This is a genomic window from Methylobacterium sp. CCH7-A2, from assembly GCF_001557075.1.
GTDB lineage: Bacteria > Pseudomonadota > Alphaproteobacteria > Rhizobiales > Beijerinckiaceae > Allobosea > Allobosea massiliensis.
The window spans coordinates 1-20047 of record NZ_LSKN01000208.1 but is presented as its reverse complement, the minus strand read 5'-3'; the positions used below and the strand labels follow the sequence as shown (position 1 = coordinate 20047).

General features: G+C 65.1%; 18 protein-coding genes. 6 read left to right on the top strand and 12 right to left on the bottom strand.

What is annotated here, in order from left to right:
- Nucleotides 1-181: 181 nt before the first annotated feature.
- The gene (locus AX750_RS15650; RefSeq protein ID WP_066734657.1) at nucleotides 182-751 is read right to left on the bottom strand and encodes a hypothetical protein; all 570 of its coding nucleotides are present in this window, start codon (nucleotides 749-751) and stop codon (nucleotides 182-184) included.
- Between the two features lie 130 nt (nucleotides 752-881).
- Here AX750_RS15650 and AX750_RS15645 point away from each other — a divergent pair, with 130 nt between their 5' ends.
- Nucleotides 882-1622 (top strand): hypothetical protein, encoded by a 741-nt coding sequence (locus AX750_RS15645; protein WP_156449942.1) that lies wholly within the window; start codon nucleotides 882-884, stop codon nucleotides 1620-1622.
- A gap of 508 nt (nucleotides 1623-2130) precedes the next feature.
- On the opposite strand, the gene mobF is transcribed toward AX750_RS15645, so the two are convergent.
- Both mobF and AX750_RS26170 read right to left on the bottom strand, forming a co-directional pair.
- The gene (gene mobF / locus AX750_RS15640; protein ID WP_066734653.1) at nucleotides 2131-6639 is read right to left on the bottom strand and encodes a MobF family relaxase; all 4509 of its coding nucleotides are present in this window, start codon (nucleotides 6637-6639) and stop codon (nucleotides 2131-2133) included.
- Nucleotides 6636-6896, bottom strand: a complete 261-nt coding sequence (locus AX750_RS26170) for a hypothetical protein (RefSeq protein WP_066734651.1) — start codon at nucleotides 6894-6896, stop codon at nucleotides 6636-6638. The genes mobF and AX750_RS26170 overlap by 4 nt, the downstream gene beginning before the upstream one ends.
- 167 nt (nucleotides 6897-7063) lie before the next feature.
- On the opposite strand from AX750_RS26170, the gene AX750_RS15630 reads away from it, so the two are divergent.
- Nucleotides 7064-7762, top strand: coding sequence for a hypothetical protein (locus AX750_RS15630; protein WP_066734649.1), 699 nt, complete (start codon nucleotides 7064-7066; stop codon nucleotides 7760-7762).
- On the opposite strand, the gene AX750_RS15625 is transcribed toward AX750_RS15630, so the two are convergent.
- Entirely contained in the window at nucleotides 7744-8598 is an 855-nt protein-coding gene (locus tag AX750_RS15625; RefSeq protein ID WP_066734646.1) for a hypothetical protein, read from the bottom strand. The two genes, AX750_RS15630 and AX750_RS15625, sit on opposite strands and share 19 nt — an antisense overlap.
- A gap of 28 nt (nucleotides 8599-8626) precedes the next feature.
- Between AX750_RS15625 and AX750_RS15620 the strand changes: the two genes are divergently transcribed.
- A complete protein-coding gene (locus AX750_RS15620; RefSeq protein ID WP_066734643.1) occupies nucleotides 8627-9100 on the top strand; it encodes a hypothetical protein in 474 nt (157 codons plus the stop codon).
- A 48-nt stretch (nucleotides 9101-9148) separates the two neighbouring features.
- On the opposite strand, the gene AX750_RS15615 is transcribed toward AX750_RS15620, so the two are convergent.
- Nucleotides 9149-10102, bottom strand: a complete 954-nt coding sequence (locus AX750_RS15615; protein WP_066734638.1) for a hypothetical protein — start codon at nucleotides 10100-10102, stop codon at nucleotides 9149-9151.
- Nucleotides 10103-10321: 219 nt separating this feature from the next.
- Between AX750_RS15615 and AX750_RS15610 the strand changes: the two genes are divergently transcribed.
- Nucleotides 10322-11284, top strand: coding sequence for a LysR family transcriptional regulator (locus AX750_RS15610; protein ID WP_067254649.1), 963 nt, complete (start codon nucleotides 10322-10324; stop codon nucleotides 11282-11284).
- A 136-nt stretch (nucleotides 11285-11420) separates the two neighbouring features.
- Here the strand turns inward: AX750_RS15610 and AX750_RS15605 are convergent, their stop codons facing one another.
- From AX750_RS15605 to AX750_RS15575, 7 genes are read right to left on the bottom strand one after another with little or no spacing between them, the layout of a single operon-like run.
- Complete coding sequence (locus AX750_RS15605) at nucleotides 11421-12023, bottom strand: alkylhydroperoxidase domain protein (RefSeq protein WP_066734633.1); 603 nt, start codon at nucleotides 12021-12023, stop codon at nucleotides 11421-11423.
- A gap of 24 nt (nucleotides 12024-12047) precedes the next feature.
- The gene (locus AX750_RS15600; protein ID WP_066734631.1) at nucleotides 12048-12647 is read right to left on the bottom strand and encodes a CMD domain protein; all 600 of its coding nucleotides are present in this window, start codon (nucleotides 12645-12647) and stop codon (nucleotides 12048-12050) included.
- Nucleotides 12648-12687: 40 nt separating this feature from the next.
- Nucleotides 12688-13728, bottom strand: coding sequence for a putative FMN-dependent luciferase-like monooxygenase (locus AX750_RS15595; RefSeq protein ID WP_066734621.1), 1041 nt, complete (start codon nucleotides 13726-13728; stop codon nucleotides 12688-12690).
- The gene (locus AX750_RS15590) at nucleotides 13725-14459 is read right to left on the bottom strand and encodes an ABC transporter ATP-binding protein (RefSeq protein WP_066734618.1); all 735 of its coding nucleotides are present in this window, start codon (nucleotides 14457-14459) and stop codon (nucleotides 13725-13727) included. Before AX750_RS15590 ends, AX750_RS15595 begins: the two co-directional genes overlap by 4 nt.
- Nucleotides 14460-14466: 7 nt before the next feature.
- Entirely contained in the window at nucleotides 14467-15354 is an 888-nt protein-coding gene (locus tag AX750_RS15585; protein WP_066734615.1) for an ABC transporter ATP-binding protein, read from the bottom strand.
- A complete protein-coding gene (locus tag AX750_RS15580; RefSeq protein ID WP_066734612.1) occupies nucleotides 15354-17177 on the bottom strand; it encodes an ABC transporter permease in 1824 nt (607 codons plus the stop codon). The genes AX750_RS15585 and AX750_RS15580 overlap by 1 nt, the downstream gene beginning before the upstream one ends.
- A 34-nt stretch (nucleotides 17178-17211) precedes the next feature.
- The gene (locus tag AX750_RS15575; protein WP_245282410.1) at nucleotides 17212-18303 is read right to left on the bottom strand and encodes an ABC transporter substrate-binding protein; all 1092 of its coding nucleotides are present in this window, start codon (nucleotides 18301-18303) and stop codon (nucleotides 17212-17214) included.
- A gap of 648 nt (nucleotides 18304-18951) precedes the next feature.
- On the opposite strand from AX750_RS15575, the gene AX750_RS15570 reads away from it, so the two are divergent.
- A complete protein-coding gene (locus AX750_RS15570; protein ID WP_066734660.1) occupies nucleotides 18952-19419 on the top strand; it encodes an Lrp/AsnC family transcriptional regulator in 468 nt (155 codons plus the stop codon).
- A gap of 369 nt (nucleotides 19420-19788) precedes the next feature.
- Nucleotides 19789-20047 (top strand): PLP-dependent transferase (locus AX750_RS15565; protein WP_197432830.1); only part of this gene is annotated, 259 nt, incomplete at its 3' end.

Below are 20047 nucleotides of genomic sequence, written 5' to 3'. Positions count from 1 at the left end.
GCGGTCTCAGTTGGCGTCCGGTTTCAGGCAGCCGACCAATGGCAGGAACTGGCGCGAACCGGCACGCTGTTCGATTACGTGGACCGGGCTTGTGAGGCTGCAACCCGACATTGACGATCGCGTTGTGCGACAAGGCCGCAAAGAAGCCCCGCGTAATGGTTTGCTACCACCTTCAACCTATTCAGGGTGCAGTCCGCGCACAGCTCCAAGCCCTGACGAACGCCTCGGCGTGCTCTGCCAGGAAGGCGTCGAGCTCGATAGGCCGCCGCTCCGCCCCGCCGAGTTCTCCCTGGTGCAGGAAGGCGAGGAGCACTGGGGCGATCAAGGCGAGCGCCGGCCCGCGCGGATCGACCTTTCGCATTTCGCCCAAAGCCATGTGAGCGGCGAGGCGGGTCTCCGCCGCGACGATCGTCGGCTCGAGCGCGTTGTCGAGGAAGGCCGGGCCAAGGCCCGGGTGCCTGAGCCCCTCAATCAGCCCTGTGGCGAACATCGCGCCCAGGCCGCCATAGCGGAAGCCGTCCGCCATGTGGCGAAGCGCGTCGGCGATCGATTGCGCGAAGGGGCCGCTCGGCTGCGCCATCGTCGCTAGCGGCTCCGCTCCACGTCGAAAATCATCCTCCATGATCGCCCGCACGACGTCCTCGCGCCGTCCGAAATAATGGGTCAGCGTCGAAAGGCTGACTTCGGCTGCCGCCGCCAGTTCGCGCCATGACGCAAGCCCCGCCTCCCGGTCGCAGAGGCGCGAGCGCAAACGCGCGATCAGCGCCGCGCGACGCTCCGCATGGGCCAGATTCCGCGTCCCTCGTTTTCTCATTGTGGATCAACTGAACCAATCGAAAGAAAATGCATTACAGCATATGATCCAATCCAAAGGAGGCATCATGCTCGATCCCTATCTCTCGCTCGACGGCGCGCGCGCCATCCTCGTTCTGCTGCTGGCGATCGCCCAGCCGCTCATGGGTTATTGGCCGCAATTGCGGCGGTGGCCGCACACGACCCCGTCGCGATCGGCGCGGCTGCAAACCCCCGTGGTCCCGATCGAATGGGCTTTCGCCATCTGGGGCGTCATCTTCACGGGTTGCCTCGGCTTTGCAATCTGGCAGCTCATGCCGGCCAATCTCGGCGATCCGCTCCTGCGCGAGATCGGCTGGCTGGCGATCGCCGTGTTCTCGCTGACGGTCGCCTGGGAATACTACGTTCCCAAGCACGATCTCAGCTGGCCCAGCGTCGGGCTGATCGTCGCGACGCTGGCTTGCCTCCTCCTGATCATGGTCCGGCTCGAAGCCGCCGAGCCTCACAGCACGACGACCTTCTGGCTCGTTGCCGCGCCTTTCCAGCTCTTCGCGGGCTGGATCTCGGCGGCGGTGTTCGTCAACGCGTCGTCCACGCTGCGGCGCGGCGGCAGCGAGCAGGGAACTGTCTGGACCATCGGATTCGTCGCGGCAGCCGTAGTGCTTGGTGGGATCGTGGCATTCGCCAGCGGCGCGGTGATCTACGTCGCCGCGATCGCGTGGGCCCTGTTCGGCATCGTCGTCGCAAACATCGTCCGCGAGCCGAACCAGTTCGTCGCGCTCTGCGCGGGAGCGGCGATCCCGCTCGTGATCGCTGTCGCGCTGGTCTGACGGGTCAAGTCCTGATCGATCATAGGACGGGCAAACCGAGCTCGCTTGCCCGTCCTACTTGGGATGGCTGAGTGGAATCACATTGATGAGGTTAGCGAGAACGGCTGCGGGCGGAGGCGCGCTGATGGCGGCGCTCGGCATCGACATCCTGTCGCACTGTCGCACCGGGTTCAGGTGGCCTGTACTGAACGTCCGTTGTCTGGAGGCGAGCGAAGGGCAGCTTTTGGCGCATCAGGTTGGTCAACGAAGACTTAAGCCAGCCACCACCACCATTCACGTTTCGGCGTCTCGCTTTTGCGGTGGCAGACCACATTTTGTTGGTTGGCATCGCGAACAATTGGCCCATGGCCGAACCATCAAGTCATGCCCTAGCCCAACGGCCACGGTGCAATCGAGGCGCTTCGGCGTGTAGCTGCGCCGGGCCTGTATTTCGACCACCAATCAGGTCCTAACCGTTCGCTTGGAAGAATTCTCCAAAAAGGGTACGGCCAAATAGGCGCTGACACTCTTACATCCCCGGCCCCTTATCGCCGGGTGACCTCTTGGGTCGACCTGTTCCGATTACGATAGGCGGCGCCGATTTTTGAGGGTTCACCTTGGGTGATGTTGCAAGGACGTCTTTGTCTGTAAGTGTCCTTGGATTGATCATGTCGTGGTCCAATTTCCGATATCCCGTGTTGGTCCGGGTTGCGGCGGGCGGGTCAGGATGATGGTGCTTCCCGGGCAGGTCATCGATCAAGGGTATCGCGGACGCGAGTGGTTTGAGGTTTGCGTTCGGATCCGGTGCAGGCCGTTCTACGGTCATATCTAAAGCGGCGCGGGGCTGGCTCCGCGCGCTATCCAACAAACGTTCTGCCGCGCGCAGCCTTCGCAACGCGACCTTGCGCAGTCGTTTGCCAAGGGGTTGGTGTTCGTCATCGTCAGAGAGCGGCCGCGTCGAGCCTGCGAGGATTTGTTCAACTCTTATTCTGGCGGCCGCGCCCGCAATTGCAGCTTTGTCGGGTATTTTGCTGGCCTGCAATGGAGTCTGAACTTTTGCTTCGGCCTCGATCAGTGTCGCCGCAGCCCGGGCCTGCTGGGCGACAGGCCCCTCTGCCGAGGGCTTCCAGAGGATATCAGCCTCCGACAGAATGTTTGGCTTGACCAATGCGGGATCAAGACTGCCGGATGCGCGTGTTTGCGCGCTACGCAAAGCAGCTTGGAGCGCCCTCGGTCGCTCGTTTGCAGCGATAAAAGTCGATACTGGGACGTTGCCTGCGGCCTGCCGGTGGTCAGCTTCACGCCCCGTCGCATCTATTCTGCGTAGCGCGGTCTTGCGCCGACGCGCACCGGTTGATCCGACTTCGTCCACGTCGAGCGTGAACGGCGCCGGTCCAGAAAGCGCGATCATGGACGGCGACCCGGCCTGGTGCGCCCTTGCGACGATTGTGAGTGTTGTCGGATCGGCGCCAGGCGCTGCCCAACTAACGTGGCGAGCAGGCGCGCGGTCCTGATCCGGCGCCCTGCCGTCTCGCCGGTCCAGCCCGCTTGAAACTGACGGAGCGCGGGACCGCCCGATGCCCGAGGTCCTCGCAATGTCGACCTCGATGCCCCGATTGACCTCGGCGCCACGCTCCTGAGCGAGCCGTCGTGTCCGGGCGATCATCGCCTTGAAGCGCCGAAGCCCTGCCGAAGGCGCTATGTCCGCCTGATCGTCTGATATCACTGGTGCGACGACCGAGGAGGTCAGCATCGAGAGTCGCACACGCCAAGATGCCGCAAGTTGGGTCCGCAGAGCCCGAGCGATCGGATTGAGCACCCAAAGCGCCGCCCGGTCGCGGACGAACGAGCGCGCCTGGCGTAACGATTTTCCGAGGAGCACCACCGCCGCCTGAACGAGACGCGGCTCGGATTCCGCTCCGGCTCTCCGCAGTCGTTGATCGGCCCGCCGTGACCAGCCGACTCTCGCGGCTCTCGGATCAAGCGCATAACCGCTCGCAGGGTGAGCAAGCAATTCGGTGCGCGTCAGCCGTCCGCCGAACCAGGAAAGACAGGTCGCGGGCGAGAGCATTGCCGCGAGCCGCTTTCGCTCTGCGGTCGTGAGCGCTTCGGGATCGCTCCTCGCATGATTCTGCCCGGGCGTCGGAACCCGGACAGAGGGAGGCGCGCTCGCCGATGTCATTTCGGGGGCGCGTCCTTCTTCGATCTTCGGCACGATCTGCGCGTGGGATCTGGTTCGCATGCGTTGGCGGAACGCAGCGACCGGATCGGCGGCACCGAGCCAGTCGCGCACATTATCGACGTAGTCGCTGGGATTGGCCTTCAGCGGCTGCGCGTTCGCCTCGCGCCGCAACTGGTTCATCACGCGCTCGATCTGATCAGGGGTCAACGCTCGCTCTGGCGTCGGCGCTACCTGATCGACACCTCGGAACCCGCCGGCGCGGCTGATGCCCGCCTGGCGTGAGCGATCGAGCCTGAGCACGCGTTCGCCATCGACCTCGATCCTGAGCGAGTGGCGATGGCGCGTGCAGGCGACGTAGAGATTGGATGCATTCATTGCGCACAGATGGGCGACTACCGCGACATCGACTGTTGCACCTTGGGCGGCGTAATTCGTGACGGCATAGGCATGCTGAAGGTGGATCGCTGCGCTGTTGCCAGTCTTGTCCTTCACGGCGAGATCGCTGATCCGGGCAGCGAGTTCGAGCGGGCGCCCGTCTTCGTCTCGGCGGTCGAGCCGGAACACGATCCTAGCTTGCTCGCCGTCGCTATCTACAGAGAGAATCGTTGCTACGTCCGAGTTGAAGACCTGCGTTGCGAGACGCAACCTGCGCCCGAACATGACGCGATCGCCGACGCGCAGTTCGACCGGCACGGGATCACCCCCGCCGCGCCCCACGGCGTCAACGAAGATCGCGGTTTCGCCGAGCAGTCCATCCTGAATCAGGATCTGGCGGACGCGGCGATTGAGCTCCGCGACGTCCTCGTTGCGAACCGCAATCAGCAGCCTGCGCGCCAGCGCTTGTGTGCTCCAGCCAGGCTCTGCCCGCGACGGGTCGTCGAGATACGATCGCGCGCAGGCGGCTAGCGTCGTTTCGCGGTCCCTATGCACGGCGACCGCCCCAGCTTCGTCATAACGGGCGAGCCCCGCTGACGCATCCCCTGCGGCAAACTGCGTGGAAGCTTCGCACATCCACTCGAGCCCCTGTCGCCGGATCTGGTTGAGGCGATGCGAGCCGAGCAGGTCGATGAGGGCTCGCATCGGCGCGCCGCGCGCGATCGGCTGCAACTGGCGGGTATCGCCCGTGAGGATCAGCTTGGCGCCCGCCGCCGTCACCGCTTCGACCAATGTCTGGAGATCGCGCAATCCGGCCATTCCCGCCTCGTCCACGACGATGACGGTGTTACGATCGATGACCCGTGTGCCCTCCCGGATTTCGACCGCGAGCGGATCGAGGGCCAACGCGTCGGCGAGCGCGACCCTCGCTTCCTGTCCGGCAAGCCGGGCCGCTCGCCAGGCTGGCGCCGCGACGAGCACCTGGCGCCGATCCGCGATCAGGATGTCTCGCAGCAGTTTCAAAACGTGCGTCTTGCCGGTGCCGGCCGCGCCCTCTGCGACGCACACGCCGTCGGGACCGAGCATGTGACGCACCGCGTCGCGCTGCTCGCTGCTGGCGGTGCTGACGGCGAGCACCGCTTCGACGGCCGCTGTTTCAGGCGCGGCCCAGGCGCCGCGCGCGGCGAGGGCCGCTTTTAGCAGCGCGTGCTCGTCACGGATCGCTTGTGATGGCATGAAGCGCTTCAGCTGGTGCGATAGGTACGGCAAGCCGATCAACTCGCCTTGACGGGCCCGAGCGCGCTCCAGGATCTGCGCCGGCGCCAGCTGCGTCTGGAAGGTCTGCGCCTCGATCCGGAGGATGTCGGCATGCGAGATGGTCAGCTCCCGCTCGAACAGCTCGGCATACGCGCTGCGAGCGGCCATCTGAAACACGACGGGTTTGTCCGGCAAGTTGCGCCTGCGTTCCGACTGAGCCTCTACTCGATCCCAGATCGTTTCTATGTCGAAGCCGATCCCAGCCAACTGCGCATGCCAGTCCTGCTGCAGCTGCGACAGGGGCGTCGCGCTGTCCTTGCGCGGCCGCGTGCCGAGCGCCGCGATCTCGGCGGCCCGCCGGTTCTCCGCGCTTGTCAGGCCTTTGCGGTTGAGCTCGCCGACCACCGCGGCTCGGCGCTTGCTGAACAGCTCGCAGACCTCGCGAGGTACACCGGGGATCTCGATCCCGATCCCCTTGCCGATCGCGACGATACCCATCCGTTCGCGCAGGAGCCGCACGAGCTCGGCCCGATAGAGTGCCGAGAGCGCATTCTTGTAGGTGAGCAGGAGCCTGTTCTCGATTGCGCCGAGCGAGCCGTCGTCGCGCACGCAAATGTTGAACAGGACCGCATGGCTGTGCAACTGCGGATCGCGGTCTCGGCTCGTTAGATGCCGGTAGACCGCAACGATGCTTTCGGTGGCGGGCAGGCGCACTGCGCCCTGCTTGCCGCGGCGGTTGAGGATCAGCCCCATGGCTGCCGCCAGCCGTAGCGTCTTTTCAACCGCGTCGTCATGGATCGCGAGCAGAATGTCGCGACGTCTTGGTTCCGAGAGTAGCGCCAGCACCGAGATCACCTTCTCCGCCGAGAAGGTCAGATCGTAGGCGACCACACGCCGCGGTCCCCGACCGCGAGAGCGCTTGCCCGCCCGATCGCGGGTAGTGGTGACCGGCATGATCGCGCGTCGACCGGTGCGCGGGTCGCGGCCCTGGCCCAGCCGCTCGACCAGATCGAACTGCGCCAGACTCCCGTCGAGGATTGACCCGAATGGACCGGCGTCGAGATCGTATCCAAGCGGAGCGGGCCCGGCCAACCGCATGAGCGTGCCGCGCGATCCGGTGCGGTCTTCGTAGTAGTTCAAACCGAGATCGAACTCGTCGAGCCCCGCACGCCCCTCCGCGACGCGGTAATAGGCGATCGAGTTGATGATCTCGATCGTGATCATCGCCGTGCACGCCCCGTTGCGATGAGCGCGTCCGCGATTGCCTCGAGCTGCGCGTCGACGACCTGCGCCCGCGCCAGCCATCGCTCGACCCCCTCGGCCAGAACCTGTTCCCGCAGCGCGCGCTCGATGATGCGCGCAGGTGAGCAGCGCTGCAGGCGCGCCAGGCGTTGGACGTGATCATGGACCTCGACCGACAGTGCGACGCGCAGTTCCCGGGTCGAGGCGCGAGTTTCCGATCGAGAGTTAAATGCTGTCATGGGCTTGCGGCTCCTTCCGCCGAGTTTGCTGCACCCGGGGTGCGTAAGGTGTGCCCCGTTTGTTCCTGCACCGCAGAGCGCCTGTCAGGAGGTCATTTGACTCAGTCGTTATCATCCGTCAATCTATGCATGATGTAGAAATTGACCGAGACATTTGGAGACACGCCATGACCGACGATGCCAGCACCGCCACCGATGTAGGGGCGAGGAAGACGGCCCTGCGTCGAAAGCCCTTTCAGGCCATGATCGCCGCAGCGCTGGCCGAGGGACCGCCTACGCTCACGCAGAACGAGTTCCGGAGTGAGTTCGGCTCGGCGTGCAGGATGTTGTGGGAGGAAGGCCACACGGCCGAGGGAGTAGCCGAGCGCTACATCGCGCAGCTCGACGGCGCGTCCGTTCGTCTGAGAAAGCAGATTCGCGCGGAGATCAGGCAGCTCTGGAACGAGTTCGAGAACGGTACCTGGCGGCCGGCCGCCGCCGGGAACGGAGCGCGAGGCGGTCAGTCGAGCCAGAAGGCCGATCAGACTGACACGCAGGAACACGGCCAGGCGGAGCATCAGAAGCAGGCTCCCGTCGAGGCAAAGATGGACGAGGCGCGTGCCTACGCGGCGCATGAGAACGGCGAACAGGCGACGTCGGCGGAGGGCAACGGCGATGACGCCGATGAAGCGCCGGACGATCCCGCACCGACGGACAACGAGGACGGCGGTCGTTCGCCCGAGCCTGATCTGGCTGACACGGTTGGCGAGGAAGAGGAGGGGCCGCCTAATGACAAGGAGGACGCCGAGACGCTCGCGCTGCGGCAGGACCTTGAGGACGCCGCGCACGAGGCGAGGCGCACGCCCGGCTACGGGCCCGAACGGTGAGTCCCCATCTCGAGCTGCGCAACCTCGAGCGCCGGGTCCTGCCCGGCGGCTCGCAGGGCATCGAGCAACTCGCGGGCGCTCTCGCATTCGGCGGCATGGTTCGAGCAGAACAGCGCCCGGTAACCGAGGCTGCAGTAGCCGATCAGCGCGATCAGCGTCTGGGTGGTGAGGGTGGAGCGGCGAGGCGCGGCGACGCGCGTCGCCGAGGTCGATACCAGAAGGACGTCGTCGTCGACCGCGAAAGCCAGGTGCAGGAGCGGCGTGCGCTTCATTGCCCCGAGCACACCGGGCAGCTTCAGCCGGGTGCGGGGACCGACGCTCCAGCCTTTGGCAGCCCAGACCGGCCGCGCGCCAGGGAAGCGTTCGGAAACCAGCTGCGCCGCCGCTTTCGAGACGAAAGCCTGCCACTCGGCATCGCTCGCCATGCTGTCTGGAGCACGACGGCCGGTTCGACGGCTGCCGCGCTCGAGCTCGCGCAAGCCCGACAGGGCGATGTCGCCGGCCGCAAGCCGCTGCGCGGCCGCCAGCGCGCTCGGCCGGTCCCGGCGCGCCCAACCGGCGAGTGCCAAAACCGCGTCGATCGGAGCCCGACGCAGGTCTTGGCCGAGTTTGGCATCGTCCTTCGCCTCCACCTCGCGCACGAAGCGCGCCGCGCGCACCAATCGCTGCACGACCTGCATCTTGCCGTCGACCTTTAACGCAAACGCCCGGTAGGCCTCCTCGCGCGCGCCTCCAGACGCCTCCAAATGCGCGATCGCCTGCTCGGCATAGCCGAACCATGCATTTGCCGTCGCCAGAAAGCGACGCGGCGACGCTGCATCGCCCGTCTCGACCATTCGATCCACCATCACCGGGAGCCCTAGCATGACTAACGCCACCAAAGACAACGATCTTAACTCCGAGCGGATCGAGACGCTTGACCGCTTCGGTCAAAAGCGCAGCGACCGCCCAAGTAAATCTGCCCGTCAAGAGCGAACCGACGCGGCGGATGGCAAGCTGCCCGCCGAACTGACCGATCACGAGGTGCGCCTGAAGCTCGCCGATCTTTCCGGGCAGGTCTATCTGCGCGGTTTCCATCGCAATCGGGCGATGCTGAAGCCGGCTGAGGCAGTCGTAGTCGCTGCCTTCATCATGGCGCTCGCCACTTCCAAGGAAGCGATATCCATCTACGACGACATCCTCGAAGGCGATTCCGCCACGCTGGGCGAACTGTTGGGCGCGCTCGAGCGTTCGAGCGCGGCCGTCAAAACGGAGATCCAGCAGGCAGATCGTACACATCACGAAAACGAGGCTGCCGCCTGGAACAGTACGGCGGCGCCGGTCGAGCCGCGCCAATGACGACGGCGCAGCTTGCCCCATCGGCTGCCCCGCCCGCCAGACCGGCGTTCAGGGCACGCCAGCCGGCAACGCGGCCATCGCCTGCGCTTCGATCTGACGCGCAAGATTATTCAGCCCGGCGCGGCGCAGGTAAGACAGTGCTGTCGTCACCTCGCGGGAACGTCTTTCATCATGTCTGCAATGGGCTTGCTTCAAAGCTGCACGCACTGACGCGGCATTTGGCATTGGCGCCAGCATGCCCGTGCGATGGAATGTCATGCCATGCCGCCGCTTATAGTTGTTTGTGCCGAGCAGAACACACAGCGTTGCTGCGATGGTGCAGGGCTGCAGAGCAAGCGCCTCATCTTCAGCCAACACATGCAGCGCGGCACGAGCGATAGGTCGCACGCCGGGAGTATAGCCGACGATCAGAGGCCACGATATCTCTCGACCCATCAGCCACGCCTGCCTGACTGCAGGATCGGTCGCAATGATCCTGCGGATGAGATCGTCGGCACGGCTCTCTCGCATAGCCGCACGCACGTTCTCCGGCCTGACGATCGAGGGAGGGGGGCTGGGAGCGCCAAAGAAGCATGGTCCGGAGACGATGATGTCGCCAGCATGACTTGGCCCACGGATACCGAAATCAAACATATTGGGTACCATCAGCGGAAGCGGTCTCGGCTTCACGTGCGTCGGATAGCGAGCCAATGGTGCAGCGGCCATCCCGGGCATCATGTAGCTCATCATCGTCCAAGCCGACTCGATGACTAACTGTGCTTCCAGCTTGGCCTGCAGCCCTGACTCCGCGAAAACAGACCCAATCGCGGGAACTTCACCGCTGAGCTTGGCCGCGAACTGGAACGGTACGAGTGGCATCGGAACCGCGAAGGAGCGGTCATCGCCCATCGACCCGGCTGCTAGATTCCCTAGCGCAATCCGTGAGCCCGCCGGAATGTGCATCGGTTGAACAGCGGCCGTCGCGTGCGCATCGGCCCCGCTGTTTTGTTTTTGCTGTTGCATCGCAAACTCCTTTCGAATGGCCAACAGGCCACCTGAGCCGCCTGTTGGGCTGAATGCTGGAGCCCTGCCAAACGGTGCAGATCCTGCGCCGATCCCGGGCAGCAGGACGCCCGTTGCGGCCTGCCTTGCGCATTGAGACGGGTAGATGCAGACGAGTTCTTAAGGGTTGCGGTGCAAAACGGACCGCCGATGGCTCAGTTTTGAAACGCGAGATTGCCTGTGAGTGATGGCAACGTTGATGCTTCCGAGCCGGGTCGGTTCGTCTGGGACGATCTTCGCCTACTGGTGGCGCTCGCTGACGAAGGCAGTCTCCGCCGGGCCGCTGGCCGTTCTGGCGTCAGCAGTGCAACAGTGCTGCGTCGCGTCGCTGCCTTGGAGGCTGCCTGCAAGGGACGGCTGCTCGAGCGCGGGCCGGACGGCGCGATCCCGACCTTGCTGGGTCAGCAGGTCATCGATATCGCCCGTAGCATGCAGGCACCAGTCAACGAACTCGAACATCTCGTCGCTGAACGTCGCGGCGAGCGGTCCTGGGTCGCCGTAACCGTGACCCAAGGCCTTGGGGTCAACTGGCTCATCCCACAGTTCAAGGCATTCCAGGACTCCCACCCCCTGATTGGGATCGACTTCCGGATCTCAAATACTGTCGCAGACATCCTGCGCTTCGATTCAGACCTCGCCATCCAGATGACGCCGCCAACAGCCGCCGACGTCGTCGCTATCAGGCTCGGCCGCATGCATTTCGAGCTGTTTGCGAGCGAGGACTATTTGAAAGCGCATGGTCGGCCCGCCTCAAGGGAGGCTCTGCGCAATCACCGGCTGATCGAACAGTGGGACGGTCACGTGTCGAACGGCCATCTCTCAAACCTACTTGGACCCGTGCGCCCCATTCAGATCGTTGCAAAGGTCCATGGCAGCTGCGGCGCGATTGCGGCGATTGAGAACGGCATCGGTATTGGTGCCCTGCCAAACTATTCCGTTGCGTTCGGCAACAATGTCGTGCCGCTCGAGCTCCCGGTGACCGCTTACCGCGACATCTGGCTGACCTACCGCCGCGAAACGCGCCACAGCCCTGCTGTCGAGCAAGCCATCCGGTGGTTGAAAGGCATCTTCGACAGTCGGAAATGGCCGTGGTTCAAAGACGAATTCATCTCCGCCGCCCATTTGCCTGCGACGTGGCGTTGAGACGCTTGCTATCAAACGCGTCAACAACGAGGGCGGAGCCTGGGCAACGCCAAGTCGGTCTACCTGAAAGTGCCTTCATATAGAGATCATTCTCGACGCGGCTAAGCGCGTTTTGGATCACGTCACACGAACCAAGCTAAGCCTGCCTCACTGGTTCACCCAGCGACAGCATGAGCCGGTTGGCCCAATTGAAGAAGGCCGCGGCGTGGATCAGGTCGGCGATCGCAAGATCGCCGAGGCCGAGCTTCCGCAGCTTGGCGACGTGATCGGCCCTGAAAGCGATCGGCGTCGTGGTCAGGGCGACCGAGGCCTCGATAATCGCGTTCCAGAGCGGGTCGATGTCGGTGCCGATCCCTTCGTCGAGCAGGCGCTGGACATCGTCGTGGCGCTTGGAGAACGTCGTGGCGAAGCGCGCATGAACCGAGGCGCAGTAGATGCAGCCATTCCTGCGGGAGACCGCGGCTGCGGCCAATTCGCGCTCGGCTCGCGGCAGGCCGTCCCTGGTGTTGTAGAAGATGTCCTTGTCGGCCAGCGTCCGCGTCTTCAGGATGTCGGGATCATGGGCCAGCAGCCGGAAATACGGGCTCTTGGTGCGCGCGATGTCGATGAGCGCGTCCTTCTGGTGGTCGCTCAGGGCGTCCTCGGGCACCGGTTCGATCCAGGCGTTCCAGTTGAGCTGGGCCTGGGTGAAGACTGTGGGTGCGCCAACCGGGGGACGCTCTGTCTCGATCGTGGTCATCGTGCAGGTCTCCGAGGCGACGGTTCAGGCGTTCAGCAGGCGCAGGCCATGCGCGGCGCGGATCTGGAAGCAGAGGAACGCGACGATCTGCGAGACCGTCACGATCTCGGGCGTGCTCCAGCCCGCCTGCTGCAGCGCGGCCAGTGCCGCGGCAGCCGCGTCGCGAGGGTGGAAGACCAGCAGATGGGCGTGCGCGAGCAGTGCCGCCAGTCGCGGGCCCAGAACGTCCCGGTCGGCGCCCTCGACGCTGAACACCGGCCCGGCGACATCCTCCACCGACAGCGGGCCGGCCGGATAGGCGCCATAGGGCCCGGTCGTCCGGGCCGCCTGCGCCTGGCGCCGGGTTGCCTCCGCGAGCGCGGCGCCGCCTGGCTGCTCTTGCAGGAGGGCATCGTAGTGCGCCGCGCCGGACGCCTCGCCATGCAGCAGCGTCACGAAGAGCGCCAAGGCCGTCCGCTCGCTCTGGCTGACGCCGCCCCGATCGCCGACGGCAAAGAGAGCCTCATAGCTCGCCTGGATATTGAGGCGGGTGACGGGTCGCTCGTGACGGAGCGCATCGAGAGTGGAGCCCGGAACGGTGCCGATGAGCGTGTCGAGCACATCCGGAGTGGCTTCGGTCGTCATGATCTGTCCTGCTTGTGTCCGGGAAGGAAGCCGTCTTCGCTCATCGCTGCCCGCCATCGATCTTGAGCAGCGCGCTGGTCTGGCCGCCGGTCCAGCCGAGTGCCGGCGCCACGTGCTGCGCGGTGAGTTCGAGCGAGCGCAGGATCAGCGCATGCGGCGGATCGACGGAATGAACCTGGAAAACGACGTCGGTCGCGCGTTCGAGGACGCTGTCGGCCGCGAGCGAGGCGATGACATCGTCGGGCGTGCCGACATGGACGTCGAACGACCGGATCAGGGCCTGGAGGCTTCGGTCGGGGACGTGATGGCCGTTGGCGATGAAGCGGTCGAGCACGCGGTTGAGGCCGATTTCGGCATATTTGAGGGCCTCTTCCCGCGTATCGGCCACGAACAGCGACCGCGAGCCGAGGATCCGCGGGGCGACGCCGGCCGGCAGGTTCGCGAGATAGGCGTCGACGATCGGGTGCTGGATCTCGGGGAGCGTGCGCCAGGGTTGATCGGCGCTGCGTGGCTGGGTGCGCGACAGCATCAAGCCCGATCCGGCCTGCCCGATGCGTTCGGCGCCGGCGGCCGAGAAGGTCGCCTGCCAGATCCGTTGTTCGAGCGAGGCGGCTTCCGGATAGAGCCGGTTCTCGTCATGGCCCAGCGCTGCGCCGCGCCAGGCGTCCAGCAGGCGGGCGTAGTTGCGGTTGAAGACCTCGTTGCGATCGGTCTTCTCGATGCCAAAGGCGAGGAAGCTCTCAGGCGTCGCACCGGTGCCCAAGCCGATTTCCAGCCGCCCGTTCGAGAGCAGGTCGAGCACGGCTGTGTCCTCGGCGAGGCGCACGGGGTCTTCCATCGGCAGGATGATGATGCCCGTACCCAGCCGGATCCGCGTCGTGCGCGCGGCGACGAAGGAGAGGAACGGCAGCGGGGAGGGCAGTCCGCCTTCGTCGCGGTGGAAATGATGCTGCGCCACCCACGCCGTATCGAAGCCCTGTCGCTCGGCATGGACGATCTGCTCGGTGGCGAGCCGGTAGCGTTCGCCGGCCGGCACATCGTCGAGAAGGCGGCTGAAAAACCCAAGGCGTTTGGTGGTCATGCTGCTTCCGCTCCGCCGAGATAGGCGTCCCTGATCCGTGCATCGACAAGCAAATCGGCGGCCGCAGCCTCGATCACGACGCGTCCCGTCTGCAGAACATAGCCGCGATCGGCGATCTGCAGGGCCAGATTGGCGTTCTGCTCGACCATGAAGATGCTGACGCCCTCGGCGTTGATGTCGCGGATCAGCGCCAGCACGCGGTCCACCCAGAGCGGCGACAGGCCCATGGTCGGCTCGTCCATGATGATGATGCGTGGTCTCGCCATCAGGGCGCGCGCCATCGCCACCATCTGCTGCTCGCCGCCCGACAGCGTGCCGGCCTGCTGACCGATGCGTTGCGCCACGCGCGGAAACAGCGTCAGCACCCGGTCGAGATCAGCCGCCACGCCGGCCTCGTCGTCGCGCGTGAACGCGCCCATCAGCAGGTTCTCGCGCACGCTCATCGCACCGAACAGCCGCCGGGCTTCCGGCACCGTGCCGACGCCGAGCCGCACGATCTGCGGGGTCGAGAGCCCCAGCACCGAGGTTCCATCGACGAGCACGTCGCCGGCGGTCGGCTTCACGAGCCCGAGGATGATCTTCATCGTCGTCGACTTGCCGCTGGCATTGCCGCCGAGCAGGCAGACGATCTCAGCCCGCTCGACCTTGAGCGACAGCCCGAAATGCGCCTGAACGGGGCCGTAGAACGTGTCGACGTCGCGCAGTTCGAGGATGGGGGGCGTGTGCGTCATGGCCGCCTCAGGCTGTCACGGGGAGCGGCGATGCGGCGTCGGCGGCCGGAGCCTTGCCGCCAACCGCGCCATGGCCGAGATAGGCCTCGATCACGGCCGGGTCTGTCCGCACGGCCTGCGGTTTGCCCTCGGCGATCTTAAGGCCGTCATCGAGCACGATCACCCTGTCCGACAGGCGCATGACCATGTCGAGCTTGTGCTCGATCAGCAGGATGGTCTGGCCTCGTGCCTTCAGGCTGGCGATGATCTCGAGCATCTCCGCTGTTTCGGTCGGGTTCATGCCGGCAGTCGGTTCGTCGAGCAGCAGCAGCCGGGGCCGCGCCGCCAGCGCCCGGGCGATCTCGACGCGCCGGCGGTTGGCATAGGACAGGCTGTGCGCCGGCTGGTCGATGCGTGGCAGCAGCCGCTCGCCGAACAGGCTCAGGATCTTCCGAACCTCCTCGCGCAGGGCGGCCTCTTCCGCTTGGACCGAGGGCGGCCGGATCAGCGCCAGCGCCAGTTCCGCCAGCGGGCCAATGACCGGCCAGTCGGGACGAACCGCCTGCAGCCGGCCATGCGCCCCGACCAGCACATTGTCGCCGATGCTCAGATTGGCGAAGACGCGTCCATGCTGGAAGGTGCGGGCGATGCCGGCGGCGGCGATGCCCTCCGGCGAGCGCCCGGCGATGTCGGCTCCTGCGAACCGGATCGTGCCGGCATCGGGCTTGTCGAGCCCGCTGATCAGGTTGAAGGCCGTCGTCTTGCCGGCGCCATTGGGGCCGATGACGCTGACGAGCTCGCCTTCAGCGATCGAGAGATTGATCCCGCCGACGGCGGTGACGCCGCCGAAGCGGCGCACCAGCCCGGTCACGTCGAGCAGAGGGGCGGTCGCGGAGGGGGAGAGAGCCGCGTTCATCAGACGGTCCCAAGCAGGCCCTGCGGCCGGAAGCGGACCAGCAGCAGCAGCGCGACGCCGTAGAGCAGGATCCGGTACTCGGCGGCGACGCGGAACACCTCCGGCAGTCCGATCAGCGCAACGGCTCCCAGGATCGCGCCGCCGACATGGCCCATGCCGCCGAGGATCGCGATCGTCAGCGCCAGCACGGAAATCTGCGTGTTGAAGGTCTCATGGTTGATGAAGGAGTACATATGGGCGGTGAAGGCGCCGCTGATGCCGGCGACGAAGCCGCCGAAGGCGAAGGCCAGCCCCTTGTAGCGGTTCAGCCCGATGCCGAAGGAGCGTGCCGCGACATCGTCATCGCGCACGGCGCGCAAGGTGCGTCCGAGATGGGAGCCCAGCAACCTGACCTGCAGCAGCGCCAGCGCCAGCATCAGCGCCAGAGCGAGCCAATAGATTGCGTTGGTCTCGTAGAGGGCATGGCCGAAGAGTTCGAGCGGCGGGATGCCGGCGACGCCGATCGGACCGCGGGTTACGCTCTCCCAGTTCAGGATGACCAGGGCGACGATCTCGCCGATGCCGAGCGTGGCGATCGAGACATAATGGCCGCGCAGCCGGAAGGCGGGCGACACCAGCACCGTGCCGAGGCCTGCTGCCATGAGCCCGCCGGCAACGAGGCACAGCCAGACCGGAACGCCATAATCAGCAGCCAGCAGCGCCGAGGTGTAACCGCCGATGGCGAGCAGCGCCGCATGGCCGAGCGAGACCTGGCCGCTGGTGCCGGCGACCAGGGTGATGCTCAGGCCCAGCAGCGCATAGAGCCAAGCATTGGTGAGCGTCTGGATTAGGTAGCCGTTGTCGATCAGCAGGGGCAGCGCGATGGCACCCGCCGCAAGGGCGGCGAGCAGCGGCACGGGCAGCCGGATCGGCTTGCTCGGCGCGATGAAGGTGCCGGTCATCGGCTCGGGCGGGAGCTGGTGGCGGCTGGCGAAGAGGCCGTTGGGCCGCAGCACCAGGATCGCGATCAGCAGGAGAAAGGCGAACAGGTTGCGATAGCTGGTGCCGAGCAGGGCGACGCCGTAGCTCTCGATCAGCCCCAGCAGCAGCGAGCCGGCGATGGCCCCGGGCACATTGCCGACGCCGCCGACGACCTCGGCAACGATCCCCTTCAACGTCGCCTCGAAGCCCATCGTCGGTGTGATGACGTTGTAGTACATCCCGACCAGCACGCCGCCGACGCCGCCGAGCGCGGCCGCGATGGCGAAGACGATGCAGTTGACGTGATCGACGTCGACGCCGACGACGCGGGCGGCATCGCGGTCGAGTGCGGTGGCCCGTACGGCCCAGCCCCATTTCGTCAGCTTGAGGAAGGCAAAGAGAGCGCCGGCCGCGGTGAGGCCGATGCCGCCGATCAGCAGGTCGAGCACGCCGATCGAGCCGCCTCCGATCTGGAAGCGCCAATTGGGAAGCTGCATCGGCACTGCGCGCGGATCTGGGCTGAACAGGATCTGCACCGTCTGGTCGATGACGAAGCTCAGACCGATGGTGGCGAGCAGCGGCGCAATACGGGGCGCTCCCGCCAGCGGCCGGATGCCGAAGCGCTCGATGGCGATGCCGAGCAGGGCGGTCAGAAAGATCACCAGCAGCAGCGTCACCGGAAACGGCGTCTGCAGCACCGAAACCGCGACCCAGCCGACATAGGCGCCGACCACATAGACCGAGCCATGGGCGAAGTTGATGAGCCGGCTGACGCCGAAGATCAGCGCCAGCCCAACCGCCAGCAGGCCATAGATGTTGCCGATGATCAGGCCGTTGACGGTGTGGTCGAACCAGGAGGTCATGCTGGCGTCCTCGATCCCGAGAGGGCACGGCTCATCAGTTCGTCTTCACTCCGTCCCAGAGCGTGAAGCGACCGTTGCGGACCACCAGTTGGGCGCTGGTCGCGCCGCTGATCCGCCGCGTTTCGGGATCGAAGGTCGCCTTGCCATAGACCACGCTCGGCACATCCTTCACCTTTGCGAGCGTATCGCGGATGGTGGTGCGATCGAGATTGGGCGTCTCGCGGAGCACCTGGCCGAACAGAACGACCGTGTCATAGGCATAGGCGTTGAAGGCGTCGGGCTCCTTGCCGTATTTGGCGTGGAAGGACTTGACGAAGGTCTGCACCTCGGGGCGCGGATCCTCGGGGAAGAAGCGCGCATTGGTGAAGACACCCTCCGACGCCTCGGCGCCGAGTTCGATGAACTTCGGCGAGTAGATCGAGCTCGAGGCCGCGATCGGCACGGTCACGCCCGTCTGCCGCGCTTGCCGCACGATCAGCGCGCCGTCTGCATAGTAGGACACCAGGAAGAGCCCGTCGGGCTTGGCATCGCGCACCCGCACCAGCGTCGAGCGGAAATCCTTCTCGTCGGGCTGATAACCTTCTGCCGCCACGACTTCGGCGCCCAGTTCCTTGGCCTTGGCGGCGAAATGGTCCCTGCTGGTCCGGCCCCAGTCGGTGTTGAGGAACAGGATCGCGATGCGCTTGAAGCCGACCTTGTTGACGACATAGGTCGCATTCAGGGGCTGCTCGTCGGCCTGGCTGACCGAATTGCTCCAGATGAAATCGCCCGTCTTGGTGAAGTTGGGGTGCGAGTTGGTGAAGCCGAACTGGACGAGCCCGGCGCGCTGGTAGATTGGCGAAGCGGCCATCGAGGCCGGGCTCGCGAAGTCACCGAGCTGGGCGACGACACGCTTGTCGGCGACGAATTTCTGCGCCACCGCCACAGTCTGCTTCGGATCGCTCTGGGTGTCCTCGAAGATGTACCGCAGGGGGCGGCCCTTGATGCCGCCCGAGCCATTGATCTGCTCGAGAGCGAGGTCGAAGCCTTGCTTCCACTGCGCCCCATACTGGGCATTGGGGCCCGTGAGAGGACCGCTGACGCCGAGATAGATCGGTTCGCCCGTCGGCTCTGCCGCGTGGCTCACGACAGCCGGTCCGAGGAGGATTGTGGCACCGGCCGATGCGAGAAGATGGCGTCGGGTGATCATGATGAAGGCTCGCATGAGGATCCGGGACAGCGGTCGCGGACCAATGAAATCAAGGCGTCCAATGGTGCGCTGAGCCATGCGCGGACGTCAACAAAACGTTCTTTTAAAGGAACGATATTCGTAGGGATTTTCGACTACCGGAACCGGTCGGTCGAGAATTATCACCTTTTGTGGCTCCCAAAAGTTGATAGACCGAGCTTCCTATACGGGGGAACAGAAAGATTATTGACAGGCCACCCTTAAATCGTTTGTTTGGACGAACGAATTGTTCTCGCGTTTTCGACGGTGAGCTGGCGGCCGTTTCGGAGGCAATCCGGGGGAGCATCTCGCGCCGGCGATGGCGCAGTTTGAAGGCACGAGGAGGAGGGGCCTTGGAGCTCCAAGCGCGGCTGGTGGTGATGCCGAATGCTCGCTGCTCAACGCTTGAGCGTGCCGGCGTCGGCGAGAACGTCTCGCGCAAGGAGCGCGGTCGAGCCTGCAGGCTCGGTCCTCCACCGGGCGGCAAGAGACGATGGAGCACCCATCCAAGATCAAATGTCACGAAGAGCTCTTTGAAAGCTTTATCTTATGGGCCGGGGATCAGAGATGGATGCCATTGATCGTAAGATCTTGACCGTACTGCAGGCCGACGCCAACATCTCAATCGCGGAATTGGCCGACCGTGTCGGGTTGTCTCAGACGCCGTGTTGGAAGCGAATCCAAAAGCTTGAGCAGGCCGGCGTGATCCTCAAGCGCGTGGCGCTGGTTGCGCCGGAGAGGATTGGGTTGGGGCTAACGGTCTTCGTTCAGATCGAGACGGCTGACCATTCGGCTCCCTGGATCGAGAACTTTGCCCAAACGGTCTCCGCCATGCCTGAGGTGATGGAGCTGTATCGAATGGCCGGTGACGTCGACTACATGCTGCGCGTGGTTGTCGCCGACATGGCCGCCTATGATGCGTTCTACAAAGTGTTGATCGCGACGATACCACTGAAGAACGTCACCTCACGGTTCGCCATGGAGAGGATCAAGTCGACCACTTCGTACCGGGTCCCCGATCTGCCGAAGTCCTGATGTGAGCGCCTTGAGCCGCGTCGGCGACCGCCGGGGCGGGCTTCGAAGTCCGCGCTGATCTCGCTCACCCGACGGTGCTGAGTGGGCAGGGGCCACGACAGCCATCGGTGTGCACTTCATGGATCAAGGCCAAGGCGTCGTCGTGGAGGCTTGTGCCTCACGCGTCATCAGCGCTGGCGTCGCGTTGACGCACAATGGCAGTGGGGGGCCTGTCTCGGCCGCCATGTCCTGCATTTCAAGTAGGATGGAATCAGCTTTCGTCTGCTGTTGGGCGCAGCTGGCCGCTCCTGACAAGTTTTCACACTTTACGGCGGATGGCTTGGATGATACCAAATCGTCCGTTAAAACGAACGATTTGGAGTTTCTATCATGTCGGCAATCCTGGGCGACGTCGCCGACCTTCATCCCGAAACCTGTCTCGTCCATGCCGGCACGCTGCGTTCGCAGTTCGGTGAGACCTCCGAGGCGCTGTTCCTGACGCAGGGCCATGTCTATGACAGCGCCGAACAGGCCGAGGCGCGCTTCCTGAACAAGGACCCGGGCTTCCAGTACGCCCGCTTTTCCAATCCGACGGTGGCGATGCTGGAAGCGCGCATGGCCGCCTTCGAGGGGGCGGAAGCCTGCCGCG